This is a genomic window from Cytobacillus sp. FSL R7-0696 (genome assembly GCF_038006865.1).
GTDB lineage: Bacteria > Bacillota > Bacilli > Bacillales > Cytobacillaceae > Cytobacillus > Cytobacillus kochii.
In genome coordinates this window covers 3,715,355-3,729,735 of record NZ_JBBOWA010000001.1, presented here as the reverse complement: position 1 = coordinate 3,729,735, position 14,381 = coordinate 3,715,355, and the positions used below count along the sequence as shown (strand labels likewise).

The 14,381-nt window shown below is 36.9% G+C and carries 17 protein-coding genes; 4 read left to right on the top strand and 13 right to left on the bottom strand.

What is annotated here, in order from left to right; genetic code table 11:
- Positions 1–93 precede the first annotated feature (93 nt).
- The 6 genes from MKX29_RS19240 to MKX29_RS19215 form a co-directional block, all read right to left on the bottom strand.
- On the bottom strand, positions 94–960 hold the full coding sequence (locus tag MKX29_RS19240; protein WP_224938442.1) for a carbon-nitrogen hydrolase family protein: 867 nt from the start codon (positions 958–960) through the stop codon (positions 94–96).
- A 139-nt stretch (positions 961–1,099) separates the two neighbouring features.
- Complete coding sequence (locus MKX29_RS19235; protein ID WP_281202530.1) at positions 1,100–2,812, bottom strand: ABC transporter ATP-binding protein; 1,713 nt, start codon at positions 2,810–2,812, stop codon at positions 1,100–1,102.
- A gap of 73 nt (positions 2,813–2,885) precedes the next feature.
- Entirely contained in the window at positions 2,886–4,496 is a 1,611-nt protein-coding gene (gene nagZ, locus MKX29_RS19230) for a beta-N-acetylhexosaminidase (protein WP_341107130.1), read from the bottom strand.
- Positions 4,497–4,557: 61 nt separating this feature from the next.
- Complete coding sequence (locus MKX29_RS19225) at positions 4,558–5,007, bottom strand: threonine/serine exporter family protein (RefSeq protein ID WP_341108311.1); 450 nt, start codon at positions 5,005–5,007, stop codon at positions 4,558–4,560.
- Positions 5,008–5,035: 28 nt separating this feature from the next.
- Positions 5,036–5,794: a threonine/serine exporter family protein gene (locus tag MKX29_RS19220; protein WP_322909485.1), complete on the bottom strand. Its 759-nt coding sequence runs from the start codon at positions 5,792–5,794 to the stop codon at positions 5,036–5,038.
- 311 nt (positions 5,795–6,105) lie between these two features.
- Positions 6,106–6,444, bottom strand: a complete 339-nt coding sequence (locus tag MKX29_RS19215) for a MerR family transcriptional regulator (RefSeq protein ID WP_191817265.1) — start codon at positions 6,442–6,444, stop codon at positions 6,106–6,108.
- Between the two features lie 181 nt (positions 6,445–6,625).
- Between MKX29_RS19215 and MKX29_RS19210 the strand changes: the two genes are divergently transcribed.
- The 4 genes from MKX29_RS19210 to MKX29_RS19195 all read left to right on the top strand — a co-directional run bounded on the left by MKX29_RS19210 (position 6,626) and on the right by MKX29_RS19195 (position 7,703).
- On the top strand, positions 6,626–6,772 hold the full coding sequence (locus MKX29_RS19210; RefSeq protein ID WP_341107128.1) for a Fur-regulated basic protein FbpA: 147 nt from the start codon (positions 6,626–6,628) through the stop codon (positions 6,770–6,772).
- A 26-nt stretch (positions 6,773–6,798) separates the two neighbouring features.
- Positions 6,799–6,936 (top strand): hypothetical protein, encoded by a 138-nt coding sequence (locus MKX29_RS19205; RefSeq protein ID WP_180316959.1) that lies wholly within the window; start codon positions 6,799–6,801, stop codon positions 6,934–6,936.
- 285 nt (positions 6,937–7,221) lie between these two features.
- On the top strand, positions 7,222–7,416 hold the full coding sequence (locus tag MKX29_RS19200) for a hypothetical protein (protein WP_224938447.1): 195 nt from the start codon (positions 7,222–7,224) through the stop codon (positions 7,414–7,416).
- A 5-nt stretch (positions 7,417–7,421) separates the two neighbouring features.
- A complete protein-coding gene (locus MKX29_RS19195) occupies positions 7,422–7,703 on the top strand; it encodes an iron-sulfur cluster biosynthesis family protein (protein WP_341107125.1) in 282 nt (93 codons plus the stop codon).
- A gap of 37 nt (positions 7,704–7,740) precedes the next feature.
- Here the strand turns inward: MKX29_RS19195 and MKX29_RS19190 are convergent, their stop codons facing one another.
- From MKX29_RS19190 to trpC, 7 genes are all read right to left on the bottom strand, one after another.
- On the bottom strand, positions 7,741–8,400 hold the full coding sequence (locus tag MKX29_RS19190) for an SOS response-associated peptidase (protein WP_341107122.1): 660 nt from the start codon (positions 8,398–8,400) through the stop codon (positions 7,741–7,743).
- 194 nt (positions 8,401–8,594) lie between these two features.
- Complete coding sequence (locus tag MKX29_RS19185) at positions 8,595–10,196, bottom strand: catalase (protein WP_341107119.1); 1,602 nt, start codon at positions 10,194–10,196, stop codon at positions 8,595–8,597.
- Positions 10,197–10,268: 72 nt separating this feature from the next.
- Complete coding sequence (cdaS, locus tag MKX29_RS19180) at positions 10,269–10,868, bottom strand: sporulation-specific diadenylate cyclase CdaS (RefSeq protein ID WP_251161789.1); 600 nt, start codon at positions 10,866–10,868, stop codon at positions 10,269–10,271.
- A 132-nt stretch (positions 10,869–11,000) separates the two neighbouring features.
- Complete coding sequence (trpA, locus tag MKX29_RS19175) at positions 11,001–11,780, bottom strand: tryptophan synthase subunit alpha (RefSeq protein WP_341107115.1); 780 nt, start codon at positions 11,778–11,780, stop codon at positions 11,001–11,003.
- Complete coding sequence (trpB, locus tag MKX29_RS19170; RefSeq protein ID WP_341107113.1) at positions 11,777–12,979, bottom strand: tryptophan synthase subunit beta; 1,203 nt, start codon at positions 12,977–12,979, stop codon at positions 11,777–11,779. The genes trpA and trpB overlap by 4 nt, the downstream gene beginning before the upstream one ends.
- A 14-nt stretch (positions 12,980–12,993) precedes the next feature.
- The gene (locus tag MKX29_RS19165) at positions 12,994–13,602 is read right to left on the bottom strand and encodes a phosphoribosylanthranilate isomerase (RefSeq protein ID WP_224938454.1); all 609 of its coding nucleotides are present in this window, start codon (positions 13,600–13,602) and stop codon (positions 12,994–12,996) included.
- Positions 13,599–14,381 (bottom strand): indole-3-glycerol phosphate synthase TrpC, encoded by a 783-nt coding sequence (trpC, locus tag MKX29_RS19160; RefSeq protein ID WP_341107111.1) that lies wholly within the window; start codon positions 14,379–14,381, stop codon positions 13,599–13,601. Before trpC ends, MKX29_RS19165 begins: the two co-directional genes overlap by 4 nt.

Sequence of the window (14,381 nt, the reverse complement as noted above, 5' to 3'; positions counted from 1 at the left end):
GTTTTTGACTCGTTTGTTTACCTCAGGGTTCTCCCTAAGTATGGACATATACTCACTGTTTTTAGTGGAAAATCAATGACATGTTCAATAATCCTATCTTGCCTTTTCCCAATCATAATATAAATCTGTTCTTCGGTCACGCCAAGTTGTAACAGATCCTTTTTTTCTTACTTCATCCAATAAATGAAGATCGATGTCAGCTGTAATAATCATATCATTATTTAATTCCCCCTCAGCTAAAACACCTTGCGGAGGAAAGGGTATATCGTTTGGTGTCATGATAGCTGCTTGTCCAAAATTTGCACGCATAAAATCAACTGTGGGAAGTGATCCCACCGTCCCTGCACCTACTACATAGATTTGATTTTCGATTGCTCTTGCGTGAGAAGTGTATCTGACGCGATGAAAACCATGGCGGTCATCGGTACACGAAGGGCAAAAAATAACATCTGCCCCTTTCGCTACTGCCATGCGGACAATCTCAGGAAATTCTATGTCATAACATGTAAGAATCGCAATCCTACCTTTTTCTGTATCGAAAACTTTTAAGTCTTCACCCTTTGTTATGCCCCATTCATATATTTCAGTCGGTGTCAAATGAAGCTTTGCTTGTTCTTCTATCCGTCCATCCGGGTAAAAAAGATGGGCCATATTATAGAGACGATTATTTCGCCTGATTACGTGAGTCCCTGCAATCATATGCATATTTGTTTCGGCAGCTAATTGAGTAAACAGCGATTGATATTGTTTCGTAAAACCTGGTAATTCTGCAATGGATAAACTCTCACCCGTTTCACTACCAATTGATAGTAATTGAGTTGTAAAAAATTCTGGAAACAATACAAACTCAGAATCAAACTCTTTTGCAGTAAGAATATAGTGTTTGCATTGACGAGCAAAATCCTCAAACGAACGAATCGTATGCAAATGATACTGCACACTAGAAACTCTCATCTTCATTGTCATCCTCCTTATCTTTTGGGCATAATAAAACCCAGAGAAAGAAAAGCCACATTCTTTCTACCGGGTAAACAAGTCTTTCTTTAAATTTCACATATCTTTTATTATGATAAATAATCTTCACTTTGACAACCTTTATTTATTGGTACTGCACATGATGTAGGTTCGCAAAAATCCCTTCAAGAGCGAGTAACTCTTCTTCAGTTCCTTCTTCGGTTATACCATCCTCAGTAACAACCATGATTTTATCGGCATTTTTAATCGTGGCAAATCTATGGGCTATAACAAGTGTCGTTCGATCTTTAGATAACTCAGTTAAGGCCGACTGAATGAGTTTTTCAGTTTCGGTATCAAGTGCTGAAGTGGCTTCATCTAAGATTAAAATCGGTGGATTTTTCAAAAACATTCTCGCAATGGCTAAACGTTGCTTTTGTCCCCCAGAAAGTTTTAACCCTCTCTCGCCAACTTGTGTCTCGAAACCATCAGGTAACGTATCAATCCATTGCGTTAGGTGGGCTTTACTTGCTGCTAATATGATTTCCTCTTCCGTTGCATCCAACTTGCCATAAGCAATATTCTCTTTAATGGTGCCTGTAAACAAAAAGACATCTTGTTGAACGATACCAATTTGATTTCTTAAAGAGTTTTTCGTCATATCTTGAATGTTGATACCATCAATCGTAATGGTTCCTTTATCAACATCATAAAATCTAGGTATTAAGGAACAAATCGTAGACTTTCCAGCGCCTGAAGGACCAACAAAGGCCACCGTTTGTCCAGATTGAATATGAAAATTCAACTCTTGTAAAACTTTTTGAGTATCATTGTACCCGAACGTGACATCGTTAAAGGTAATATTCCCTTGTAATGAATCAACTTCTATTGCATCAGGCTTATCATTTATATCTGGTTCTTGATCAATCATTTCTGTGAAACGCTTGAACCCTGCCATTCCTTTTGGATAGAGCTCCATTAACGCACTAATTTTATCAATCGGCTTTAATAAAAGATTAGCATACAATACAAAAGCGACCAACTCTCCTGGTGCTAACTGATTATTGAAAGCTAACCAAGCACCAAAAACTAAAACAGATAGAATTAACACTCTCGTGAGGAAATAGACGCCAGATAATGTGATCCCCATGACTTTATAGCCACGAAGTTTAGCCGATCGAAACCTTCTATTATCCTTTGTAAATCTTTCAATTTCAAAAGCTTCATTTGTAAAAGACTGAACAACACGGGCACCAGAAACACTATCTTCTACCCTACCATTCACTTCGGCAATTTCTGTATACATTCTTTTCCAAGCTTTATTCATAGAAATATTACAATATGCGATGAGCCATACGAGGAACGGTACAATAAATATTGCTACCAATGCAAGTTTCACATTAATAGTTAACATGATCCAAAAAGCGCCGACAAAAGTCATCGCTGCAATAAAAAGGTCTTCTGGTCCATGATGGGCTAACTCACCAATATCCATTAAGTCATTGGTTGTCCGGCTCATAATATGACCGGTTTTCGTATTATCAAAGAAACGAAAGGATTGCTTCTGCACATGTGTAAATAATTGCTGTCTCATATCTGTTTCAATATTAATACCAAGTTTATGTCCCCAGTAGTTAACAACAAAATGTAGCCCAGTACTCGTAAAATAAAGAGCAAACAAACCCGCACTAACCGCAACAATCATTGACCAATTGTTGGTTGGTAGTAATTCATCTACAAACCAACTAACAGCTAATGGAAAAGCTAATTCTAGTAGAGCAACGATAATGGCACAACTAAAATCAATAATAAATAGTCTTTTATGAGGTAAATAATAAGTGAAAAATCTTCTAAACATGCTATTCTCCTAACTTTCAAAATATATCTTGGATTATATGCCTCGAAGATAAAAGTTACAATACCTTTTTACTTTATTTACACTGCTCTTCATTCCTTACAATCACTTTTCCTGTTGAATCGTATATGGAAACTGGTAGACATCCTGTTGCTAACAATTCCCCTCTAAGATAATCACTTACTGCCTGTATACTAGCTTTCGATTGACTAAATGTAGCAATAAATCCTTGTACAAAATCCCATTGTTCATAGTGATAAGGAGTTGTTGTCGAAATCACTATGATTGGCTTCTTTTCCTTTTGTAGGTTGTTATTCAATAACGCGTCTTTTTTATGATGTAAAATATAAATGAGTCGTTCTGCCTCTTCTTCGGTTGTAACGGTGATTCCCGCTTTAACTAATATTTCAGTTAACCGTTTGTTCGATTGATGATTACTGCCATCATCTATGAATGCCACCCTCTCATTTTTTTGAATCGGGAGCGTCTCATCTCGCTTTATAATTGTAATCCCTTTTTCAGCCGCTTCTTTTTCTACCTTAAGATGTTCTTTAGCACGTATGACATCAATCGTGTTATGCTCTTTAAATAACTGTGCTTTCAAGTTTAGAATCCTTAGCACAGATAAATCAATTCTTTCCTCACTAATAACCTCTGTTTTGACGGCATTTATCAGCGCCCGCTTAACAGTTAATGCTTCACTTGGCATTAATAATATATCTGCACCAGCATTAACAGCAGAAATAGCGGCATCAGCTGCTGTAAAATTGCTCGCTACCGCTTGCATATTTAGGGCATCTGTTATAACTACTCCATTAAACCCAAGACTTTGCCGCAGAAGATTCGTTGTTATAGCGTGAGATAGCGATGCTGGATATACTGACTTCTCAATAGCCGGAAACGCAATATGAGCAGTCATAACGGATTGAAGACCATTGTCTATTAAATATCTATAAGGTATGAGCTCATTTTTCTTTAATTGCTCGATAGACTTAGACACAGTGGGTAACCCTTTATGAGAATCAACCGTTACATCACCATGACCTGGGAAATGCTTTGCTACAGCAACTATTCCTGCTTCATGGAGCCCCTCCATAAAAGCTGCACTCATTTTTGCAACTAAGTATGGATTTTCCCCAAAAGAGCGGACACCTACGATGGGATTTAAAGGATTACTATTCATATCAACCACTGGTGCGAAGTTCATATTAAAACCTAATGAATCCAACTCCTTTCCTAATACTGAGGCGACACGCTTTGTAAGTCCAAGATCACTACTAGCTCCCAATGCCATATTTCCTGGCATTTCTGTTAAGAAAGGGAGACGATTCACTATTTCTCCACCTTCTTGATCTACGCCTATTAAGAAAGGAATTCCACGATTGAGATGTTGTAATTCCGTTGTAAATCGCTTTGTTTGTTCCATCGATTGAATATTTTCCTTAAAAAAAATAATCCCACCAGGTTGGATTTGATCTATTATCCGAATGATTGAAGCATTCACACCTATTTGTCCGCTCCCGACTGTTTGATTAAAATCTATCATCAACATTTGCCCTATTTTTTCCTCCACACTCATTTCATGGAGTTGCTGTGTTACGTTCGTTTTTTCTATAGTTAAAGCTTGAACCCCCGATTCATTTTGCAAAAGAAACATAAAACAAATACAAAATATGAAACGTCTCATCCTGCATTCACATCTTTTCATTAATTAATAGAAAAGAGGTGCTATGCGCACCTCCTATCTATTATGTGTTTCTGGACGTTATTTTATGTTTTGCTTTCATAAACAATTGAAAAAACACTTCTGCAATGACAAGTCCCACCGCAATCGCACCTGATATCATAAATGCCTTTGCTGCCAATTGGATGGCCATATTATAATCATTTAACACAAAATGTCTCATTGCATCATAGGAAATACCACCTGGAACCAATGGAATTATACCAGCAACACTAAAGATAATTATTGGCGTGCGATAGATTTTTGCGAAAATATGACTAATTGCTGAAATGAACACTGCAGAAATTAACGAAGCGGGGATCGCATCATAATGATTGTTCACAAGAATTATATAGATGATCCAGCCAATCATACCAACAAACCCACAACGCAATAATGATTTTCTTGGCGCATTAAAAATGACACCGAACGATGTTGCCGCAATAAAACTTGTAAACAAATGTGTAATAACCATTGTCATGTATTTCGCACCTCACTTTCATTTAACTCATTGTTGCAAAGACAACGGCCACCCCAGCACCTATAGCAAATGCCGTTAAAAACGCTTCTGCGCCCTTGGATAACCCTGAAACAAGATGCCCCGCCATCAAATCTCTCACAGCATTAGTAATCAGTAATCCAGGTACGAGTGGCATGACCGAGCCAATAATGATTTTATCCAGTTGTTCGCCTATTCCGATTTTGACAAAAAGCATCGAGATCACACCAATAATTAGAGAAGCAAGAAATTCAGAAAAGAAGCGAATTTGCACTACTCTCTGCAAAAAAATAAAAGAAAGGAAACCAACACCACCAGTAATAAAGGCAGGAAAAAAATCATGCCACTGGCCTAAAAACATAATCATAAAACAAGCACTAGCAATAGCCGCTGCAAGTACCTGTTGATAAATTGGAAATGTATAATTTGCCTTTTCAATTTCCATTAACTTTTCAAATGCTTCTTGTCTTGTCAGTTCGCCATTACTTACTTTTCTCGATACACCATTTACTAATGTCACCTTATATAGATCTGTAGAACGTTCTGAGATTCTTATTAATTTCGCTGGGTTGGTGTCATCAGTCGAAAAAACAATTCCTGTAGGAGTAACATAACTATGTGAATTAGGAATGCCTAATGCTTCCGCTATTCTCGTCATTGTGTCTTCCACTCGATATGTCTCTGCTCCGGATTGCAGCATAATTTTACCCGCTAATAAACAAAGCTCAATTACTTCAAACACATGTTCATTATTTTTACTCAAAGAAATATCCCTCCATGTCGTCAAAACCTTATTCTGAAGGTCCACAATTACGCTTATCCATCGTATACGAATTCGTTAAAATAAGGAAGTATTGAGAAGAAATACAGAATTATTTTACTAATCCCTTCTAAAACCAATATTGAGGGACAGCCTTCATTTCTCATAGAATATGTATTTATGTCATCATATATAACAGAATACCATTAACGGCATATTCTGTAACATACGAGATAAAAAAAGGGCTTTAAAACGGAGACTACTTTCGTCATCCTGTTTTAAAGAACCCTGCCACCTTCTATTCTTTTCAAATATCAACTAAATCTCTTTCCATTATTCTGCCCCATAAATCTCGCATTAAGTTGTCCTTGTATCATTTTCTTTCTTGTTTCGCGATCTTCTTTCACCTTTTCTTTTTTATACTCCATACGAATTTCATCTGTTCTCACACCTTCTTCTCGTTTATTTGCAATATCTATTAACCTTTCTACATCCGAAAAAGAATATTTGCGATTACCACGATCAGACCTTGAAGGAAATATCAATTTTCGTTCTTCATAGTATCTAATTTGTCTTTCGCTTAATCCAGTAAGTTCACTAACAGCGCCAATTGAAATGACTTTTCTTTCCTTATATGACCATTCATTTTCCATCTGCAGACCACCCTATTTCAAGGTTTTATTTCTATTATACAGAATTGTTAAAAAATTTCACTAGTTATGTTAAAAAAAATAACATAAAATAAACCATGTTAGATTATCTTACAATTCAGATGATTTTTTATAACAAACGTTTTAGAATGACATCATCATCCATTTAAAGGAGCAGATAAAAATGCAATATTTACGTAAAGCGGTGGAAAAGAAAAGAAATTATTTGATTAAGTTATTACAAGAATACGGTTTGCACGAACAGAAACTTCAAAGCTTAACACTTTCTGAACTTGAAGGATTATCAAAAAAACACTTATCAATTAAATAATCAAAATTAATTGGGGGATTTAACAAATGGAAAATGAAGAAGCAGTTCAATTAGCGAAAAAAATTATTGAACTCGACTTATTAAGAGACGAGATATGGGAGTATTATGCGGCTCTTACAGGAGATGATGCACATAAACTTCTTCGCCTTGTACAAAACAGTTAAATCGGACTATTTTGTTAAATTCTCTGACTAATTATGTAGAGATTTACAGCACGTTGATCTTTTTATTTCTATTTACGTAACCATTTATATGTAAAGATATAAAATATTTATATATAAAGAAACGAACTCCATTCCAAGTAATAGTGGAATGAGCTCGTTTCTTTTTTTATTGATCCAGCCATCATACAACCATGTTGTACGAAAAATATGATAAAATGAATATTAAAGCCATCTCAGATTTTCCTCATACTGATTAATATATTCCCACTATTAGGAGGGTTATAATTGCCAATTTGGTTAACTATTGCCTTAAGTATTTTAGTAGGACTAATTATCATTGAAGAAGTTATACATTATGTAGTTCGTCGTTCACTTTTTTATCAAACCCATGAAAATGATGAAAAGACAATTCGAATCAAGCGATGGTCTCAATTTAAAGAGAAGTTAATAAAATTCAGAGCGCAAAAAAACAGGAGTTGAGTAACTTGTTTGCAATTACAAAAAAGGCCACACAGGCACTCATAGAATGGAGCGGTCAAGACAAAGTGATGATTCGCTTTCGAATTACGACCCCTTGTTGTAACCAACGGAAATATGACCTTACACTAACCGATACAACCACAACACAAGACGCTATCTATACATATGATACAGTGCAAGTCATATACCACCCTACAGATTTACCTTATCTACAGGATACAATGATTGATTATAGCGATGGTGGATTCTTTATACGCCATCCACATCCTCTCGTACAACCATTCTAAAATTGTTCAAGAAGGAGCTCTTGAACAATTTTTTAGATTATAAACTATTCAGTAGCTCAGGATAATCATTATGCACAGAATTCACCAATTCTGAGACTTTAACCATTTGCATTTCATCACTTTGAAAAGGTTTGCATAATGATTTCAGCTGTTTTTTATCTTTGCTATACATCCACTTATCCCCTTCATTACCTGTTAATATGACCGGCATACGATGATGAACAGACGACATGATCTCATTTGCTGCTGTAGTTAAAATACAACATGATGTAAAAAGTTCGTCCCCTTGTCTATATTCGCTCCAGATTCCCGCCATCGCAAACGGCTTTTTTTCAAGCAATGTAAAATGAAAAGGCTGGCTTTTACCACCTTCTATTTTCTTCCATTCATAAAAGCCATCAGCTAAGACTAAACAGCGCCTTGTATGGAAAGAGTGCTTAAAGCTAGGTTTCTCATCCACTGTTTCTGCACGTGCATTAATGAATGAAGTGCTATTACGTTTTGCTTTTGCCCATGGTGGTATGAAACCCCATGTCATTTTCCTCCCAATTTTCTCGCCTTGCTCCTCTACTATAGCTAAAATTTTTTGCCCCGGTGCAATATTATACCTGGGTAAATCCGCTGCATCATGATAATAAAACTCAAATGTTTTTTGTAGAATGAACACTTCTTCAGATAAAGTAAATCGACCACACATGATGACAACCCCTTTCCTAATAAAAGCATATACCAACCATATTCAAAACGTAAAAATATAGCTGCCTGATAATCTAAAGGAAACTATTTTCTACCCTAACAACCCTTTTTCATAGCCTTAATTACGTGAGTAACGCTCATAGTTACTTTATAATTCCAATAAAATAAAAAGAAGGGCAACAAGCCCTCCTTTCATTAATAACGATCTGCATCATGCCCCATCTGTTCAGCATGTCCGGGTGCGTCATCGCCATCTTTATCACCAAGTGGACGACCTTTATGCATCCCTTCCTCTTTCCGAGCATTCACTAAACCTTCTCTTAGCCTCTTGCCATATTCATCATCCGCTGATTCAGCTAATGTAATCATTTTATCTTGTAACACCTTAGCACATGTGGAAAGGTCATTTACTAAGTTTGATATCAGTTCATCTTTTTCCCAGTCTTCAAATTCACGGAAGGTATGTCCTGCCTGTTTTGTATTATCATCACGATCAATCGATTCTCGAACGAGCTCACCACTAATTTTTGGTGTATGCTCTTTACCTGATTGCTCTGATTCTTTTAAACCACCTAAACTAGATGGTTCGTAGTTAATATGCGGATTTTGGCCAGGTGCTTTATCGACATAGTAAGACATCTGTCCTCCACGCTGATTTGTCGCTTGATTTGTTTTCGGCTTATTAATAGGTAATTGCAAGTAGTTAGGTCCAACACGATATCTTTGCGTATCTGAATAAGAAAATGTTCGACCTTGCAACATTTTATCATCAGAAAAATCAAGACCATCAACGAGTACCCCTGTTCCGAAGGCAACTTGTTCGACTTCATTAAAATAATCTTCCGGATTCTTATTTAACACCATCTTACCAATATGAAGCCATGGAAATTGATCCTCCGGCCATAATTTTGTATCATCCAAGGGGTCAAAATCTAATTCTGGATGCGCATCATCACTCATGATTTGAACGAAAAAATCCCATTCAGGATAATTACCTTTTTCAATTTCGTCATATAAGTCTTGTGTAGCATGATTGAAATTCTTTGCTTGAATCTGTTCGGCTTCCTCTTGTGTTAAATTTTTTATCCCTTGCTTCGGTTCCCAATGATACTTTACAAGTACCGCTTCCCCATTTTCGTTAACCCATTTATATGTATTCACACCCGAGCCTTGCATTTGGCGATAGTTTGCCGGTATTCCCCAAGGTGAATAGAGAAATGTGACCATATGAAAACTTTCAGGTGAATTAGCACAAAAATCAAAAAACCTCTCTGCATCCTGAATGTTGGTTAATGGGTCTGGTTTAAATGCATGCACCATGTCAGGAAACTTCATCGCATCCCGAATAAAAAATATTTTTAAATTATTTCCTACTAAGTCCCAATTCCCTTCTTCTGTATAAAATTTTGTTGCAAACCCTCTCGGATCTCGAAGTGTTTCCGGGGAGTGACCACCATGGATAACAGATGAAAAACGAACAAACACGGGTGTTTTTTTCCCTTTTTCCTGGAAAAGTTTTGCCCTTGTATATTTAGATACTGGTTCGTCACCTGCCATGCCGGTCGCTTCAAAATAACCATGAGCGCCAGCACCTCGTGCATGCACGACCCTTTCTGGAATACGCTCACGGTCGAAGTGACTAATTTTTTCAATAAAATCATAATTTTCTAGTGTCGCTGGTCCTCTGTTGCTTACTGTTCGTATGTTTTGATTATTAGTAACCGGATGTCCTTGGCGATTGGTCAAGGTTTCTTCTTGTTCGAGTTTTTCATTTTCACTATTATGATCATTATTCATTAGAAAAAAGCCTCCTTTTACATATCTTTCCTTGAGTAATATGTACAAGTTAGAGCTTTTCTATGTATAATTTTAAGGACGAACAACAAATAACTCTCCTTTATAAGCAAAAGAAATACGACCAGACTCTTCTGATACAACTAAGATAACCGCATCCGTAAGTTCCGATAAACCAAGTGCCGCCCGATGTCGTGTACCTAAAACGCGCCCATTCACTTCCCTATTGGTTAAAGGGAGAATATTTCCAGCTGAAATGATTATATCACCACGAATTAATGTTCCTCCATCATGTACAGGACCACCTGGATAAAAAATCGTTTCTATTAAAGCTTGACTCACCCTTGCATCGATTTGAATGCCATTATGGATAAAGGGCGTAACATCCACTTCGCGCTCGATAATGATTAAACCACCGTGACCTTTGTTCGATAGTGTTTGCCCCGCTAATGATATGCTAGAAAAATGGTTTGTAAACGGTGATAAATAATGTTGCAAGTAATAAATCGCCGTTAGATTATGGGCATCAGACACGATTTGTTGGAGCTGTTCAAACTCGGTTAAAATGCAACAATCAACGCCAATATTAATATTTGATAAGTGAGAAAGCTGAGCCTCGATATCCTTTATATATTGTTCAAGTGTGCTCTGGTAGTCTTCTAAACCATATTGCATTTTTTTCTCCTTTCGCGGGAATATTTTTTCTCCTTATCATATTTTGATTTATCAGTCGTTAATTATGTTCTTTTTCTGTTGTTAGTTTTAGGTAAAAAAAAGAGCCAATCGGCTCTTTATCATACTTCATTTTCAAGCAATAGGTAGCTTGGTTGCGTTAATCAAAGCGCGGATCTGTTCATAATTATCAGCTTCCATTAGCTCTATAATTTTTGATCCGACAATGACACCATCACAATACTGAAGAATTTCTTCTACATGTTCTGGTGTGGAGATGCCAAATCCAGCTAAGACAGGTAGTGGACTTATACTTTTTATTTTCTCTAAATGACTTGAGAGCTGAGAAGCAAATTGTGCTCTCGTACCAGTAATGCCATTTACGGTAACAGCATAGACGAAACCTTTACCTCGCTTGGTGATTTCCGCAATTCTTTCGATTGGACTTTGTAATGTCACTAAACGAATCAATTCGATCTTAACTTCATCTAAGTAAGAAGTGATAATCTCTTCTTCTTCAATAGGTAAATCAGGAATGATTAATCCATCGATACCGGATGTTTGAATATCTCTCGAGAACCGCTCCAGCCCATAAGCTAATAATGGGTTCATATACGTCATAAAGATCAATGGAATATGGATTATTGGTCGTATTTCTCTCATACACTCTACAATTTCTTTTAAGGTAACATCCGTATTTAAAGCTCTAATACCAGCCTCTTGAATAACAGGACCATCAGCTACTGGATCAGAAAATGGGATACCTATCTCAATGGCAGTTGCTCCTGCTTCTTGTAAAAACACTAACTTTTCTTTCAAAGATGTTAAGCCACCGTCCCCAGCCATTACATAAGGTACAAATGCTTTTTTTCCTTCTTTTTTCATTGTTTGGAACACTTTTTCGATGCGGTTCATGCTTTTACTCCCCCTATTTTCGATCTAACAGCCTCCATATCCTTATCTCCTCTACCCGAAAGACAAACAACGATATGTTCTGTTGGCTCCATTTCTTTTGCAAGTTTTATCGCATAACTAATTGCATGGGCACTTTCTAATGCCGGAATAATTCCTTCAGTTTTCGAGAGCACCTGTAACGCTTCCAGTGCTTCATCATCGGTAATGGCATCATATTTCACTCGTTCAATATCATGTAAATAGCAATGTTCTGGCCCGATCCCTGGATAATCTAGACCTGCTGATATTGAATGGGCTTCCTGTATTTGACCATCTTCATTTTGAAGGAGATACATATAGGCTCCGTGAAGAATACCAGGTTTGCCTTTCGCTAATGATGCTGCATGCTTTTCACTATGAAGTCCTAAGCCAGCAGCCTCTACGCCATAAAGTTTTACTTCACGATCTTCTAAAAACGGATAAAACATGCCAATTGCATTACTCCCTCCGCCGATACATGCCACTATCGCTTCTGGAAGTTTAGCTTCTTTTTCGATAAATTGTTTTTTCGTTTCCTGGCCAATCACACTTTGAAAATCTCTCACAATTTTAGGGAAGGGATGTGGTCCCATAGCAGAGCCCAGTATATAATGCGTATCTTCTACATTTGACACCCAATATCTTAATGCTTCATTAACTGCATCTTTTAAAGTTGCACTTCCAGACTTTACACTGATGACCTTTGCACCGAGTATTTCCATCCGAAATACATTCAATTGCTGACGCAATATATCTTCTTCTCCCATAAAAATCACACATTCTAAATTAAGCAGCGCACAAGCCGTCGCAGTTGCTACACCATGCTGACCAGCCCCTGTTTCTGCCACAACCTTTGATTTTCCCATTCTTTTAGTCAATAATGCTTGCCCAAGAGAGTTATTTATTTTATGGGCACCAGTATGATTTAAATCTTCGCGCTTGAGATAGATTTTTCCACCCCCAGCGTATTTTGTCAAATTTTTCGCGTAATAGAGTGGTGTTTCTCTTCCAACATAATCTCTTAATAAATCATTTAGCTCATTTTGAAATGCAGGATCCACTTTTGCTTTTTCATATTCTTTTTCTAATTCTAGGATGGCCTGCATAAGCGTTTCTGGTACATATCTTCCTCCATACGTGCCAAAATGTCCTTTTTCATCTGGTAGGATAGTTGTTGTCATTTTTATTCCTCCTCTTAATTTGTTGCTTCTATAAATCTTCTAATTTTACTCGGACTTTTTTTTCCATCTATTTCAACACCTGAACTTACATCAACCATAAAGGGAGCACATTGTGAAATGGCGACTTTAACATTTTCTGCTGTTAAACCACCAGCGAGAATTAATTTAGGGTGTTTTCTTTGCATTTCTTGCAGCAATGTCCAATCAAAGCTCGTTCCATTACCGCCATGGTATTTACCTCTTGGACTATCAACAAGAATGTAATCATCATCGTATTCATAGATAAGGTCGATATCTTTTTCGCTTTTCATTTGTATCGCTTTAATTACCTCAAAACCTTGAGATTTGATTTCTGTGCAATAGGTTTTCGATTCATCACCGTGTAATTGCACATGTGTTAAGCCTACTTCTTTTGCTATAAGAAGAAGCGATTCTATTGGCTCATCAACAAAGACTCCGACCTTCCATACATTTATAGGCAAACCTTTAATAATCTTTTTCGCCTTCTCGGTAGAAATTCTACGTTTACTTACAGCAAAAACAAATCCGAGGGCATCAGCCCCATAGACTATTGCTTGCTGTGCAATTTCCTCACTAACAATTCCACAAATTTTCACTTTCATTTCGATCCACCAGCCAAATTTTGCGTCTTTTTCATTTGCCCCATTAATAATTCTAAGTTTTCAGATGTCATCAATGCTTCCCCGACTAAAATACCGTCTGCTCCAGCATTAATTACTCTTGCTACATCTTCCCCTGTTTTTAATCCACTCTCACTAATTAAGAACGCTCCTGATTCTTTTATAAGTGGAGCGAGTGATTCCGTTACCTGCAAATCCACACCAAATGTATGAAGGTCACGATTATTCACACCAATGATTTCAGCTCCTAATTCTATTGCCCTTTCTGCTTCAGCTTTATTGTGTACTTCGACCAAAACCTCAAGACCCTCATTGATTGCAAAATGAAAGAGTTGTTTTAACTGATCTTTCGTTAATGCTGCAACAATCAATAAAATAACTGTTGCCCCATGATTTTTGGCATAAACGATTTGCCTTTCATCGATAATAAAGTCTTTACATAATAAAGGTAGCGATACCGCATCAAAAACAGTTGTTAAATCTGTAAAATTTCCTTTAAAAAATGGGGTATCGGTCAGAACAGACATCGCATCAGCACCAAAGCGTTCATATAAACAGGCTTGCTCGTCAGGTTGTAATAGATTATTTATGATTCCTTTAGAGGGAGATGCTCGTTTAAATTCAGCGATAATCACAGGTTTATTTTTTTCTAATTGTTTTAATAAAGAGCGGGTAGTTCCGTTCCTTCGACTATTTTCTGAATAGGCTAAATTTGATAAAGTTCGTCTTTTTTCTGAAATGATACGATCTAAGATTGTCAT

Excerpts from the sequence above, each read along its gene's own strand:
- MKX29_RS19240 (WP_224938442.1), bottom strand. The coding sequence starts at position 960 with ATGAAGATGAGAGTTTCTAGTGTGCAGTATCATTTGCATACGATTCGT.
- MKX29_RS19235 (WP_281202530.1), bottom strand. The coding sequence starts at position 2,812 with ATGTTTAGAAGATTTTTCACTTATTATTTACCTCATAAAAGACTATTT.
- nagZ (WP_341107130.1), bottom strand. The coding sequence starts at position 4,496 with ATGAGACGTTTCATATTTTGTATTTGTTTTATGTTTCTTTTGCAAAAT.
- MKX29_RS19225 (WP_341108311.1), bottom strand. The coding sequence starts at position 5,007 with ATGGTTATTACACATTTGTTTACAAGTTTTATTGCGGCAACATCGTTC.
- MKX29_RS19215 (WP_191817265.1), bottom strand. The coding sequence starts at position 6,444 with ATGGAAAATGAATGGTCATATAAGGAAAGAAAAGTCATTTCAATTGGC.
- MKX29_RS19210 (WP_341107128.1), top strand. The coding sequence starts at position 6,626 with ATGCAATATTTACGTAAAGCGGTGGAAAAGAAAAGAAATTATTTGATT.
- MKX29_RS19205 (WP_180316959.1), top strand. The coding sequence starts at position 6,799 with ATGGAAAATGAAGAAGCAGTTCAATTAGCGAAAAAAATTATTGAACTC.
- MKX29_RS19190 (WP_341107122.1), bottom strand. The coding sequence starts at position 8,400 with ATGTGTGGTCGATTTACTTTATCTGAAGAAGTGTTCATTCTACAAAAA.
- MKX29_RS19185 (WP_341107119.1), bottom strand. The coding sequence starts at position 10,196 with ATGAATAATGATCATAATAGTGAAAATGAAAAACTCGAACAAGAAGAA.
- cdaS (WP_251161789.1), bottom strand. The coding sequence starts at position 10,868 with ATGCAATATGGTTTAGAAGACTACCAGAGCACACTTGAACAATATATA.
- trpA (WP_341107115.1), bottom strand. The coding sequence starts at position 11,780 with ATGAACCGCATCGAAAAAGTGTTCCAAACAATGAAAAAAGAAGGAAAA.
- trpB (WP_341107113.1), bottom strand. The coding sequence starts at position 12,979 with ATGACAACAACTATCCTACCAGATGAAAAAGGACATTTTGGCACGTAT.
- MKX29_RS19165 (WP_224938454.1), bottom strand. The coding sequence starts at position 13,602 with ATGAAAGTGAAAATTTGTGGAATTGTTAGTGAGGAAATTGCACAGCAA.
- trpC (WP_341107111.1), bottom strand. The coding sequence starts at position 14,381 with ATGACAATCTTAGATCGTATCATTTCAGAAAAAAGACGAACTTTATCA.